Here is a 12,976-nt window from a genome sequence, read left to right on the forward strand (position 1 = left end):
GGAGTGTCGCGGGTTACGATGCTGGTTAACCTGACTCAAACAGGTCAACGGATTCCCTCTCATGGACACGCTTTCGAAGACGATCAGAACTGAAGACGATCCACGCTGGGCCGCCGTGGTTGCCCGCGATCCGCGTGCGGACGGGCAGTTTGTCTACGCAGTAAAAACCACCGGCGTTTATTGCCGACCGAGCAGCCTTGCGCGTTTGCCGAAACCGCAGAACGTCATATTTTTCGAAACAGCCGAAATGGCCGAAGCTGCCGGATATCGGCCGAGCAAACGCGCCAGCAAGGACCAGAATGAAGCGCAGCACGCGGCGATCATCGCAGCGGCCTGCCGGCAGATCGAAGCGTCCGAGACGTTGCCCGCGCTCGACAGCCTCGCGGCGAGCGCCGGCCTTAGCCCTTTCCACTTTCATCGAGTATTCAAAGCTGCGACAGGCCTGACGCCCAAGGCTTACGCCATGGCGCATCGTTCGCGCAAGCTGCGTGCGCGCCTGGCCGACGGCGGCTCGGTGACCGACGCGCTGTATGACGCCGGATTCAATTCCAACAGCCGTTTCTACGAATCAGCCGATCGACTGCTGGGCATGACGCCCACCGATTACCGCGCCGCCGGGCAGAACAACGACATTCGCTTTGCCGTTGGCCAATGCTCGCTGGGGGCGATTCTGGTGGCGCAAAGCGAACGTGGGATCTGCGCGATTCTGCTCGGCGACGATCCGCATCAGTTGGTCTGCAACCTGCAGGATCAGTTTCGCAACGCCAACCTGATCGGCGCCGACCGCGAATTTGAACAGTTGATCGCCAGCGTCGTCGGCTTTGTCGAAGCACCGGCGAAAGGCCTGAACTTGCCGCTGGATATACGCGGCACCGCGTTTCAGGAGCGCGTCTGGCAGGCGCTGCGGGAGATTCCCGCAGGCAGCACCGCCAGTTATGCCGAAATCGCGCAACGTATCGGCGCGCCGACTTCGATGCGTGCCGTGGCGCAGGCTTGCGGGGCCAACCGCCTGGCGGTGGCGATTCCCTGCCACCGCGTGGTACGCAGCGATGGCAACCTTTCCGGCTACCGCTGGGGCGTCGAGCGCAAACGCCAACTGCTTGAGCGCGAACTCAACGATTGACGTCGACCACCACCCTGCCCCGCAGTTGCCCGGCAAGCAGTTTGGGCGCAGCCTCAAGGGCTTCGCTCAGGCTGATTTCCTGACTGATCAGCTGCAATAAAGAGAAATCCAGATCCCTGGCCAGTCGGTCCCAGGCCTCGATACGGCGTGCTTTGGGCTGGGTCACGCTGTTGATTCCAGCCAGCGTCACGCCGCGCAGAATGAACGGCGCTACCGAGGCCGGAAAGTCCATGCCTTGCGCCAACCCGCATGCCGCAACCACGCCTTCCGAACGCGTGCTGGCGCAAGCGTTGGCCAATGTATGGCTGCCGACCGAATCGACCACCGCCGCCCAACGCTCCTTCGCCAATGGCTTGCCCGGTTCGGACAAGGTGGCTCGATCGATAATTTCGGCAGCGCCCAATTGCTCCAGGTATTCATGCTCGGACACGCGGCCGGTGGATGCCACCACGCGGTATCCCAACTTGCTGAGCAAGGCGATGGCAAAGCTGCCGACCCCGCCGTTGGCGCCAGTGACCAGCACTTCGCCGTGATCCGGCGTTACGCCATGGCGCTCCAGCGCCAGAATGCACAGCATCGCCGTGTAGCCGGCGGTGCCGATGGCCATGGCTTGCGCCGGGGTGAAAGCTTCGGGCAGTGGAATCAGCCAGTCACCGTTGAGCCGAGCCTTTTGCGCCAGCCCGCCCCAGTGGCTTTCACCGACGCCCCAACCGTTGAGCAGCACCCGATCGCCCGCCTTGAAATCCCCATGCGAACTGGACTCGACAGTTCCCGCCAGATCGATCCCCGGTACCATGGGAAACTTGCGCACCACCGGGCTGCTGCCGGTAATCGCCAGGCCGTCTTTGAAATTCAGGGTGCTGTACGCGACGTTCACGCTGACATTGCCTTCGGGCAGTTGCTGCTCATCGATTTGCTGCAGATTGGCGCGATAACCGCTGTCGTCTTTGTCGATCAGAATGGCGTTGAACATGACGGCCCCTCGAAGATGATTGGAAAAAGCATGCCTTGAAATAGCACATCGCAACACATTGCCACACTCGACTTTGCGCTAACGGCTCGATCAGCCGGGTAAATCCACGGCGGGCGGCTATGCTTTTTCGACGGTTGTGTTTTCCCGGTTGCGCCTTGCAAACCGGTGTGTCGATGGAGCTGACGATGCCTTTCCTGAGCGTTTTACCCTCGTTGCTGATGTTATGTCTGCTGACACTTGGCAATGCCTGGGCAGCCTCACCGGCGGCAAAGCCGAACACGGCGCCAAGCGAGCCGACATGGCCGCAGGTGATCAGCAGCGGCAAGAGCAAGCTGACGGTGTATCAGCCGCAGCTCGACAGTTGGGACGGCTATACACTCAATGCCCGCGCGGCAGTCGAAGCCACGGCTGCCGATGGCAAGTCCACCTACGGCATCGTCCAGTTCAGCGCTCATACCCTCGTCGACAAGGCCACTCGCTGGGTCGCGCTCGATCAGTACAAAATCATCAAGGCCGATTTCCCCGCCGATGCGAAACAGGCCGAAACGTGGCTCGCCATCCTGAAAAAAGATGCCGAGAGCCGCAAGAAAACCATTTCACTGGATCAGCTGGAAGCAGCGGTTGGCGTGCTCAACGCTGAACAGAAAGCCGACAGCGCGCCCTTGGAAAACACGCCGCCGACCATCGTCAGTTCCGACCGTCCGGCAATCCTCGTATACATCGACGGGGAGGCGGCTTATCGGCCGGTGGAAGGAACGGAGCTGCAACGGGTGATCAACACGCGCCCACTTCTGCTCAAGGACGCCGAAGGCAAACACTACCTGCATGTATTTGACGGCTGGATGGTTGCCGATCAATTGGCCGGTGATTACACGCGCCTCGCTGCACCACCGGCCAGTCTGGAAAAAGCCAAACAGGCGGCGATCAAGAGTCGCCAGGTGGACCTGCTCACCGGGCAAAGCGATCCGAAGGACAAGATTCCCAGCCTGGCCAAGCCGCCGCAGCCGAAAATCTTCATCGCCACCACGCCAACGGAACTGTTGGTGACCGACGGCGCCGCGCAATGGCAACCGATTCAGGGCACCAGCCTGTTGTACGTGAGCAACACCACCGGGCACATTTTCAAGGAAATCGGCGACCAGAACAGTTACGTGCTGATCTCCGGGCGCTGGTTCCGCGCCAGCGACATGAGCGGGCCATGGACCTTTGTCCCGGCAGACAAACTGCCGGCCGACTTTGCCAATATTCCTGACGACAGCGCCAAAGAGAACGTCAAGGCCTCGGTAGCCGGCACGCCACAGGCACAGGAGGCGGCCATTGCGGCCACGATCCCGCAGACGTCGGCGATCAACAAGAGCGCGGTGAAGATGACGACACCGCAATTTGACGGCGAGCCGCAGCTCAAAGCGATCAGCAATACGCCGCTGCAATACGTGGTCAACAGCGCCACTCCGATTATTCGAGTCGACAACGACAGTTGGTGGGCGGTGGAGAACGGCATCTGGTTCAGCGCCACCTCACTGAACGGGCCGTGGAGTGTGGCCACTTCAGTGCCAGCGGTGATTTATTCGATTCCGCCCAGCTCGCCGATGCACTACCTCACGTACGTGAAGGTTTACGAATCCAGCGGCGATACCGTGGTGGTCGGCTACACGCCGGGCTATCAAGGCTCGACGCTGGACCCGGCGACTGGCGTTGTGGTGTACGGCACCGGTTATCCGTATACGCCGTGGGTCGGTAGCGTCTGGTACGGGCCGCCGGTGACCTATGGTTTCGGCGTCGCGATTCGTTACACGCCGTGGACTGGCTGGACCTTCGGCTTCGGATTCGGCTGGAGCTGGGGCGGCAACACCGTCGCCATGGGCTGGGGCTGGGGCGCCTATCCGTGGTGGGGAAATTACGGCTGGGGCTACGCGTGGGGTCCGCGTCTGTACCCGGCGCCGCTGGCCTGGGGTGGCGCAGCCTACGGTTATCGCGGCGGCGCGGTGGCCTGGGGTCCGGGGGGCTGGGCCGGAACCACCGGCAATCTTTATCATCAGTGGGGTGATCGCGCGACGGTCAGCCGTTATGGCGCCGGTTACAACGCCTGGACCGGCAATCGCTGGGCCGGCCAGGTTGGCGCCTCGTACAACTCGCGTACCGGCATTGCCGCCGCCGGGCAACGTGGCGCGGTGCACAACGCCTACACCGGCAACTACGCTGCCGGGCGCAGCGGCGTGGCAGTCGGCCCGAACGGCGGCGCCATCGCCGGAGAACGGGTTAGCGCTGGCAACGTCCGCAGCGGCACTCACGTCAGTGCCAATCGCGGCGCCGTTTACAACCCCAATACCGGCAACACCACGCAATACGGCGGTATCCATGGCCGCAACGGCGGCGCCGCGCGGGTCGGCGACAATGTTTATGCCGGGCGCGACGGCAACGTCTACAAGAAAACCGACAACGGCTGGCAGTCCGTGGCCGGCAGCGGTGCCAACCGCACCAGACCCGCGAACAACAATGCGCAATTGCAGAATCTCAACCGCGAATCCGCCGCACGTAATCTCGGCAATCAGCGCACGCACAACTTCAACCATTCTTCACAAATGATGAACCGTTCGTTTGGCGGTGGCGGCGGAGGATTGCACCGACGCTGAAAAACTGCACGTAATGTTCAGAATTTCAGACTGGCCCCGCAGCCGGTTTTACTGCTAAAACCGCTTGCCGTCCCTGCCCGTTTCATCGTTCGGAGATTCGTTATATGAGCCAGTGGCCAGACACCCGCATCCTTGATCTTCTCGGTATCGAACTGCCGATCATCCAGGGCCCGATGGCCGGGGCGACCAACTCTTCGATGGTGATTGCCGTGTGCAATGCCGGTGGCCTCGGTTCAATGCCCGCAGCGATGCTGAGCATCGAGCAACTGCGCGAAGAACTGAAAACGATTCGCCAGCACACCACCAAGCCGTTCAACGTCAATTTCTTCTGCCACCAGCCACCGGCGCCTGATGAACAGCGGGCCCGTGACTGGAAAAACCTGCTCGAACCTTACTACCGTGAATTGGGTGCCGATTTCGACGCGCCGACCCCGGTTTCCAACCGTGCTCCGTTCGACGAGGCCGCGTGTGCCTTGCTCGAAGAGTTCCGACCCGAGGTGGTGAGTTTCCATTTCGGGCTACCGGAAAAAACCCTGCTTGATCGGGTCAAGGCGACCGGGGCGAAAATCCTTTCGTCTGCGACTACGGTCGAAGAAGCGATCTGGCTGGAGCAACACGGCTGCGATGCGATCATCGCCATGGGCTATGAGGCTGGTGGCCATCGCGGGATGTTTCTCAGCGAGGATCTGAGCACTCAGGTCGGCACCTTCGCGCTGGTGCCGCAGGTGGTCGACGCGGTAAAAGTGCCGGTGATCGCGGCGGGCGCGATCAGCGATGCGCGAGGCGTTGCCGCAGCTTTCATGCTCGGCGCCTCGGCGGTGCAAGTCGGCACGGCGTACCTGTTCACGCCGGAAGCTAAAGTCAGCGCCTCACACCACAAGGCCCTGCGCACCGCCAAGGAAAGCCAGACCGCCATCACCAACATTTTTACCGGACGCCCGGCACGGGGCATTGTCAATCGGGCGATGCGTGAACTCGGCCCGATGTCAGCGCAGGCGCCGGCCTTCCCGTTGGCTGGCGGTGCGCTGATGCCGCTGCGGGCCAAGGATGACGCCGACTTTGCCAACCTCTGGGCCGGACAGGCGCTTACGCTCGGCAAGGATATCGGCAGCGCTGAACTGACCCGGCAACTCGCCGAAGGCGCCTTGGCGAAACTCAACCGTCATTGAATTTACGCGGCGAGCGGATTTATTCCCTCGCCACTTGGCGGCGTATCGCTATATATTTCCGTATACAGCGATTGCGCCCGTGTATCGGCGTTATCCAAAGCAAAGCATTTACCGGCGATCACGGAGCCTTTACATGACACTTGCTGCCACACGCCTCGCCCCTGCCTGCTTCGCTTCACTCCTCGCAATGTTCAGCATGGGCGCCGCGCAGGCTGACGAAGTGCAAGTGGCGGTCGCCGCCAATTTCACCGCGCCAATCCAGGCGATCGCTGCCGACTTCGAAAAAGACACCGGCCACAAACTGGTCGCCGCTTACGGCGCCACTGGCCAGTTCTACACCCAGATCAAAAACGGTGCGCCCTTCCAAGTGTTCCTCGCTGCTGACGACGCGACCCCGGCAAAGCTTGAGCAGGAAGGCGAAACCGTCAAAGGTTCGCGCTTCACCTACGCCATCGGCACGCTAGCGCTGTGGTCAGCGAAAGAAGGCTACGTAGATGCGCAGGGCAAAGTGTTGAAAACCAACCAATACCAACACCTTGCGATCGCCAATCCAAAAGCCGCGCCATACGGTCTCGCCGCCACCCAGGTGCTGGAAAAACTCCAGTTGAGCGAAGCCACGAAAAGCAAAATCGTCGAAGGCCAGAACATCACTCAGGCCTACCAGTTCGTCTCCACCGGCAACGCCGAACTGGGCTTTGTCGCCCTGTCGCAAATCTACAAGGACGGCAAGGTGAGCAGCGGCTCGGCATGGATTGTTCCGGCCACCCTGCATGATCCGATCAAACAAGACGCGGTGATCTTGAACAAAGGCAAGGACAGCGCCGCTGCCAAGGCCCTGGTCGATTACCTCAAAGGTCCGAAAGCCGCTGCGGTGATCAAATCCTTCGGATATGAACTGTAAATGTCACTGACCAGTGCCGACTTCGCCGCGATCTGGCTGACCCTGAAACTGGCGTCACTGACCACTGCGATCCTGCTGCTGATCGGCACGCCGATCGCGCTGTGGCTATCGCGCACCTCGTCGTGGTTGCGCGGGCCGATCGGCGCCATCGTCGCCCTGCCGCTGGTGCTGCCGCCGACGGTGATCGGCTTTTATCTGTTGCTGGCGCTGGGGCCGCACGGTTTTCTCGGCCAGTTCACTCAATGGTTGGGGCTGGGCACGCTGACGTTCAGTTTCACCGGGCTGGTCATCGGTTCGGTGATCTACTCCATGCCGTTCGTGGTGCAACCGCTGCAAAACGCTTTCTCGGCGATTGGCACCCGCCCGCTGGAAGTCGCGGCGACCTTGCGCGCCAATCCCTGGGACACGTTCTTCAGCGTGATCCTGCCGCTGGCGCGCCCCGGCTTCATCACCGCAGCGATTCTCGGCTTCGCCCACACCGTGGGTGAATTCGGCGTGGTGCTGATGATCGGCGGCAACATTCCCGACAAGACCCGCGTGGTCTCGGTGCAGATTTACGACCACGTCGAAGCGCTGGAATATGCCCAGGCGCACTGGCTGTCCGCGGCGATGCTGGTGTTTTCGTTTCTGGTGTTGCTGGCGCTGTACTCCAGCCGCAAGACCCGCGCAGGCTGGAGCTGATCGATGATTGATGTACGCCTGAAACGCACTTATCCGGGGTTCGAACTGGATATCGATCTGCAAGTGCCGGGCCGCGGCGTCACCGCGCTGTTTGGCGATTCCGGCTCGGGCAAAACCACTTGCCTGCGCTGCATCGCCGGACTGGAGCGCGCCGAGCAGGGTTTTGTGCAGATCAACGACGAGATCTGGCAGGACAGTGCCAAGGGCATTTTCGTCCCGCCGCATAAACGTGCGCTTGGCTATGTGTTTCAGGAAGCCAGCCTGTTCCCGCATCTTTCGGTGCTGGCCAATCTGGAGTTTGGTCTCAAACGCATCGCCAGGTCGCAACGCCGGGTTGATATGAACCAGGCCACAGAACTGCTCGGCATCAGCCATTTGCTCGAGCGTCATCCACAGTATCTGTCCGGCGGCGAACGACAGCGCGTCGGCATCGCCCGCGCCCTGCTGACCAGCCCGAAACTGTTGCTGATGGACGAACCGCTGGCGGCTCTCGACAGCCGGCGCAAAAGCGAAATCTTGCCGTACCTGCAACGCCTGCACGACGAACTGGATATTCCGCTGCTGTACGTCAGCCATGCCCAGGACGAAGTCGCGCGTCTGGCCGATCATTTGGTATTGCTCCGTGATGGCAAAGCCCTCGCCAGCGGCCCGATCGGCGAGACCCTCGCGCGTCTGGATCTGCCCTTGGCGCTGGGCGATGACGCCGGGGTGATCATCGAAGGCCAGGTCAGCGCCTACGACGCCACCTATCAATTGCTCAGCCTGCAACTGCCGGCCACTGCAATGAACATTCGCGTCACCCATGCGCCGATGGCCGTGGGCCAGGCTCTGCGCTGCAAAGTGCACGCGCGCGACATCAGCCTGGCGCTGAACAACGATGCAGCCAGCAGCATTCTCAATCGTCTGCCCGTTACGGTCGTCAGCGAACAGGCCGCTGACAACAGTGCCCATGTGCTGATCCGCCTCGATGCCGGCGGCACGCCGCTGCTGGCGCGGATCACCCGCTTCTCGCGTGATCAACTGGGCGTGCACCCGGGCCAGCGGCTGTGGGCGCAGATCAAGGCGGTGGCGGTGCTCGCGTAAATCATTCGGCACGACGGCCAGCGCCTGCGGTCAATCAGTTACAGACTGCCGTATGACCGAAGGAAACCGCCATGCCCGATACCGTGCTGACAGATGCTCTGCCCGCCGATCTGCATTACGTCGATGACACTCAGCCTGGTATCACCCGGAAAAAACTGCGCGGCAAGTTCGTCTATTTCGAACCGTCGGGCCAGCGCATCACCGACCCGGAGGAAATCAAACGCATCAATGCCCTCGCGGTACCACCGGCCTACACCGATGTATGGATCTGCGCCGACCCGTGCGGCCATTTGCAGGCCACCGGCCGCGATGCGCGCGGGCGTAAACAGTACCGTTATCACGCACGCTGGCGCGAAGTGCGCGACGCCGACAAATACTCGCGCCTGCGCGACTTCGGCATGGCCCTGCCCAAACTGCGGCGCAAGCTCGAGGCGCTGCTCGATGAGCCGGGCTTCAGCCGCGACAAGGTCATGGCCACGGTGATTACCTTGCTCGACGCCACGCTGATCCGCGTCGGCAATACCCAATACGCACGGGACAATCGCTCTTACGGTTTGACCACGTTGCGCAGTCGGCATGTCGAGGTCAACGGCAGCGCGATCCTGTTCCAGTTCCGTGGCAAGAGCGGCATCGAGCATCAGATCACCGTTAAGGACCGCCGCCTGGCGCGAATCATCAAGCGCTGTCTGGAAATTCCCGGGCAAAACCTGTTTCAGTATCTTGATGAAAATGGCGAACGGCACACCGTCACCTCCTCCGACGTCAATGCCTATCTGCAAAAGCTCACCGGCGCGGCGTTCACCGCCAAGGACTATCGCACCTGGGCGGGCAGCGCCCTGGCGTTGTCGGTGCTGCGCGAGTTGCAGCATGAGTCGGAAACCGAAGCCAAGCGCCATGTGGTCGAAGCGGTGAAGAACGTCGCCAAACAGCTGGGAAACACGCCCGCGGTATGCCGCAAGTGCTACATCCACCCCGCAGTGCTCGAACATTTCATGCTCGGCGCCCTTGCCGAACTGCCCCGACCGCGCGTGCGCAAAGGCCTGCGCGCCGAGGAAGTAGCCTTGGCGATGTTTCTTGAGCGGATGTGTGAGGTATGCGAGGCGTCTTGATCTCCAGCGTGACGCTCGCTCCAAAGGTTTCGCCGACGAGTTGAACTGGGTATTTTTTGCACGATTACACAGGTCTTCTATAGTTGATCTGAAGGTTCGCGTAACGCGGACTTTTTGTTGCAACTCAGCCGTTTCAGCGAACGGAGGTGTTCCATGTCCGAAAAAGAGTCCATCACCACCCTCCTCACCCTGCTCGACGCCCGCCAGGCGCGCCTCGCAGCCGCCTGCAAAGAGATTGCCGACTGGGTTGATCATCAGGGCGGGCATCCGACGGCTTTGCGAATTCGCGACCGGCTGCACGACATCGAAAAAGATGCGCCGCTGATTCGCGATACGCTCTCGACGCTCAAACCGATCGACCGGCCGTTGCCACGGTTCAGATAGGCCTCCGCGTAGCAGTCCTCTCTGCATCGGCGCAGAGAGGACGCCGATTGGTACTTTTCCAACCGACTCAGTCGCCCTTGCCGGTACGGCCGCCTCCATGGCTGTGCTGCCCGCCGACGCGTGACTTCTCGGCCCGATCAACTTTCACGTTGACTGGACTCTCGCCTTTCTTGCCGGCTTCCTTGATTTTCTGTGGGTCTTCAGCGAACGGTTGATCCTTGTGATGATTGGTCATCTCAATGTCCTCGGACTAGTTAATACATACACTTAACAGACTCTAGTTTCAGCCGATCACAGTTCAACTTCGCACCGACAAATGGTCAGAATTCCGAAGCGAAGCGGTAACAAACTCCAACCTCTTTTGCACATCAACCAGCAACTCGGAAAGTTATACGAAGCGGCGCAGAAAACAGCAGGCTGTATAAGTTTCATCACAAACTTACCGTTCATCGGCCTGAGGAAAAATTTTCAAAACATTTTTTGCCGGCTCGTAATCGGAGTAGATGTCCGGTGCGACAACGGACATAACTAGCGAAACGTTAATTGATATCGGAGAGCTATCATGACCACAGGAAATAAAAATCCAGGTAACTTCGCAAACGATCGTGAAAAGGCATCTGAAGCCGGCAAGAAAGGCGGTCAGTCGTCGGGCGGCAACTTTGCCAATGATCGTGAAAAAGCATCCGAGGCTGGCCGCAAAGGCGGGCAGAACAGCCACGGCGGCGGTCGCAAGTCCTGAGCTAGCGGTACAAGGGCAGCCTCGCTGCCCTTTGAAATCAGCTGATGGAGCGTAATCATGAGAACGGTACCGGCTTTTGCACGAGGCGAAGTGCAACGAAACAAGGGAGCGGAAGTGTATCCCGAAGCAGCGCGCAGTTCGCACGTGACCAGGTCGGACAGTCCGTCGGTGTCACCTTGTGTCGAACGACAGCAAATCAGTCCAAGGCACCGGGAAAGTGTTCAGCAGGAATGTTATGAACGCCGGGAACTTGCAGTAAATTCTGAAAACTCCCGGACACCGGATACAACGCCGACTTATGAGCGCTCCTCTTAGCACAAAGGTCTAACTTGTAGTCACTAGACAAGCCAGACCAACTAAAGCAAACGACATCAGTAAACTTTATGAGCATTCGCGAACAACGACGGCACGTAGTTTGTGCATCCTTGATTCGCCGAGTGCCTATATAGAGAAAATGAGGAAGTTTGAAATGGCACAAGATAAACAACAAGGCAGCATGTCGGTTAACGAAGCAGGCAAGAAAGGTGGTGATGCCACTTCGGCTTCGCACGATAAAGAGTTCTATCAGGAAATCGGCAGTAAAGGCGGCCAGAACAGTGGCGGCAACTTCAAGAATGATCCTGAGCGCGCCTCCGAAGCCGGGAGCAAAGGTGGCCAGAACAGCGGTGGCAATTTTGCCAACGATCGGGACAGAGCGTCCGAAGCTGGCAGCAAGGGCGGCCAGAGCAGCGGCGGCAACTTTGCCAGCGATCGGGAAAAAGCCTCTGAAGCTGGACACAAAGGTGGTCAAAACAGCCATGGTGGCGGGCGCAACAGTTGATGCGTCGGGTGCAGGGGAGCGCGGCTCCCCTGCCCACTTTCATTCAAGCGAAATTACAGCTATTGCTTAGGAGTCCTGACCAGCCGAGGGAATCGCCATGCCTGTTCATGTCATCAACTTCACCGGCCCGATCAATGCCTCGACCTGCGGCCAATTGATCGATAAAGCCTCGCTCGCCGTAAAGGAAGATGCACCGCGACTGATCGTCAACATCGCCACCATGGGCGGCGAATGCAGTTACGGTTTCACGATGTACAACTTCCTGTTGGCCCTGCCTATTCCGGTAAACACCCACAATTTGGGAACGGTCGAATCGATGGGCAACATTGTCTTTCTGGCCGGCCAGCGCCGCACCGCCTGTACCCACAGCAAGTTTCTGTTTCACCCATTTCATTGGCACCTGCAAGGTTCGGTCGATCACTCGCGCATGTCGGAATACGCCATGAGCCTGGATTACGACTTGCATCTCTACGCCCAGATTGTCGCCGAGCGTACGAGCAACGGAAAAAATGCGCTGGAGACAGAGAAATATCTGACAGCAGCGCCGCGCATCATCAATCCTGAAGAAGCTATGCATTCAGGCCTTATCACGGCGATTGAAAACACTGAGGTTCACGCGGACTTTGTCTGCTCGTGCATCTACTCCTGAATCGTCCCACTTGATAACGCGTCGTAGCAGGCGCGTTCCTTAACAGCCGGCAATTCAGCCAAAAATTCCAGACGAAGTTGTACGGATTCACTCTGCCGTACAGACTTACAAATCGCCCAATCAGCCGGTCATCACGCCCGTTTCAATTTCTCTGAATTATTCATTTCGCCAGATATCCCTCTTCTTAACAGCCGGAGGAAATGTATGAGCGGAGAGGATTTGTACGTGATTGATTACCTGCTTCACGGGAAGCCCAGGTCATTCATCATTCGCACAAAAACCATGAACAATGCTGAAGCGTGGCAATGGGCAAGTTGTGACGCGGGTATCGCGCCCATCCCCCGCCCCGGCCGACCTCCGTTGAAACGTTTTTCCAAACCGATGGCGGAACGCTTTGGCGTGACCGAGGTGCAATGGCGAGAATCAGTACCTTTGGTCTGGGAGGAGGATCACGTGAAATGACAGAACGCACATTGAAATACGGTTTCGGCCGCTCGTGGGATGACGAGATGGCGGAGAATGCCGCGATGTTCCGCGAGGCCGATCTGCTCGAAGAAGCGGCTTACAGGATCATCGAGAACGACACGGACAATCCTGAAGCCTGGGCCCGTTTCAGCGAAGCCAAGGCTATGGCCGACGCCAAACGAACGGCGGCCTATCAGGACTGGATGCGCATCAAGCGCGCGATGAGCAAGCCGCGCTCGAAATAGCG

The 12,976-nt window shown here is 59.7% G+C and carries 15 protein-coding genes; 13 read left to right on the forward strand and 2 right to left on the reverse strand.

All coding sequences use genetic code 11. From position 1 onward, the window contains the following. Positions 1–61: 61 nt before the first annotated feature. Positions 62–1,123 carry a bifunctional DNA-binding transcriptional regulator/O6-methylguanine-DNA methyltransferase Ada gene (ada, locus tag D8U70_RS22410; protein ID WP_130929741.1) on the forward strand — a complete coding sequence of 354 codons (1,062 nt, stop codon included), beginning with the start codon at positions 62–64 and terminating at the stop codon, positions 1,121–1,123. On the opposite strand, the gene D8U70_RS22415 is transcribed toward ada, so the two are convergent. Beyond that, complete coding sequence (locus D8U70_RS22415; RefSeq protein WP_130929742.1) at positions 1,113–2,096, reverse strand: MDR family oxidoreductase; 984 nt, start codon at positions 2,094–2,096, stop codon at positions 1,113–1,115. The genes ada and D8U70_RS22415 overlap by 11 nt on opposite strands. Before the next feature lie 185 nt (positions 2,097–2,281). On the opposite strand from D8U70_RS22415, the gene D8U70_RS22420 reads away from it, so the two are divergent. From D8U70_RS22420 to D8U70_RS22450, 7 genes are all read left to right on the forward strand, one after another. After that, positions 2,282–4,729 (forward strand): autotransporter, encoded by a 2,448-nt coding sequence (locus tag D8U70_RS22420; protein ID WP_130929743.1) that lies wholly within the window; start codon positions 2,282–2,284, stop codon positions 4,727–4,729. 104 nt (positions 4,730–4,833) lie between these two features. After that, on the forward strand, positions 4,834–5,898 hold the full coding sequence (locus tag D8U70_RS22425; RefSeq protein WP_130929744.1) for a nitronate monooxygenase family protein: 1,065 nt from the start codon (positions 4,834–4,836) through the stop codon (positions 5,896–5,898). Positions 5,899–6,085: 187 nt separating this feature from the next. Then, positions 6,086–6,799, forward strand: coding sequence for a molybdate ABC transporter substrate-binding protein (gene modA / locus D8U70_RS22430; RefSeq protein WP_241664679.1), 714 nt, complete (start codon positions 6,086–6,088; stop codon positions 6,797–6,799). Next, entirely contained in the window at positions 6,800–7,480 is a 681-nt protein-coding gene (gene modB, locus D8U70_RS22435) for a molybdate ABC transporter permease subunit (RefSeq protein WP_125927562.1), read from the forward strand. Positions 7,481–7,483: 3 nt separating this feature from the next. Then, a complete protein-coding gene (modC, locus tag D8U70_RS22440) occupies positions 7,484–8,563 on the forward strand; it encodes a molybdenum ABC transporter ATP-binding protein (protein ID WP_130929746.1) in 1,080 nt (359 codons plus the stop codon). A gap of 71 nt (positions 8,564–8,634) precedes the next feature. Further along, positions 8,635–9,672, forward strand: a complete 1,038-nt coding sequence (locus D8U70_RS22445) for a DNA topoisomerase IB (protein WP_130929747.1) — start codon at positions 8,635–8,637, stop codon at positions 9,670–9,672. Positions 9,673–9,825: 153 nt separating this feature from the next. Further along, positions 9,826–10,056: a hypothetical protein gene (locus tag D8U70_RS22450; protein ID WP_016774936.1), complete on the forward strand. Its 231-nt coding sequence runs from the start codon at positions 9,826–9,828 to the stop codon at positions 10,054–10,056. Between the two features lie 67 nt (positions 10,057–10,123). On the opposite strand, the gene D8U70_RS22455 is transcribed toward D8U70_RS22450, so the two are convergent. Next, positions 10,124–10,291: a general stress protein gene (locus tag D8U70_RS22455; protein ID WP_130929748.1), complete on the reverse strand. Its 168-nt coding sequence runs from the start codon at positions 10,289–10,291 to the stop codon at positions 10,124–10,126. A 327-nt stretch (positions 10,292–10,618) separates the two neighbouring features. Between D8U70_RS22455 and D8U70_RS22460 the strand changes: the two genes are divergently transcribed. The 5 genes from D8U70_RS22460 (at position 10,619) to D8U70_RS22480 (ending at position 12,974) form a co-directional block, all read left to right on the forward strand. Continuing rightward, a complete protein-coding gene (locus D8U70_RS22460) occupies positions 10,619–10,795 on the forward strand; it encodes a general stress protein (protein ID WP_016774938.1) in 177 nt (58 codons plus the stop codon). A gap of 469 nt (positions 10,796–11,264) precedes the next feature. Further along, positions 11,265–11,615 (forward strand): general stress protein, encoded by a 351-nt coding sequence (locus tag D8U70_RS22465; RefSeq protein WP_130929749.1) that lies wholly within the window; start codon positions 11,265–11,267, stop codon positions 11,613–11,615. Between the two features lie 97 nt (positions 11,616–11,712). After that, positions 11,713–12,264, forward strand: coding sequence for an ATP-dependent Clp protease proteolytic subunit (locus tag D8U70_RS22470; RefSeq protein ID WP_130929750.1), 552 nt, complete (start codon positions 11,713–11,715; stop codon positions 12,262–12,264). Between the two features lie 204 nt (positions 12,265–12,468). Continuing rightward, positions 12,469–12,726 carry a DUF6555 family protein gene (locus D8U70_RS22475; RefSeq protein ID WP_073476698.1) on the forward strand — a complete coding sequence of 86 codons (258 nt, stop codon included), beginning with the start codon at positions 12,469–12,471 and terminating at the stop codon, positions 12,724–12,726. Beyond that, the gene (locus tag D8U70_RS22480; RefSeq protein ID WP_071172612.1) at positions 12,723–12,974 is read left to right on the forward strand and encodes a hypothetical protein; all 252 of its coding nucleotides are present in this window, start codon (positions 12,723–12,725) and stop codon (positions 12,972–12,974) included. Before D8U70_RS22475 ends, D8U70_RS22480 begins: the two co-directional genes overlap by 4 nt. Positions 12,975–12,976 lie beyond the last annotated feature (2 nt).

This window comes from Pseudomonas sp. Sample_20 (assembly GCF_004307585.1).
GTDB classification, from domain to species: Bacteria; Pseudomonadota; Gammaproteobacteria; order Pseudomonadales; family Pseudomonadaceae; genus Aquipseudomonas; species Aquipseudomonas atacamensis.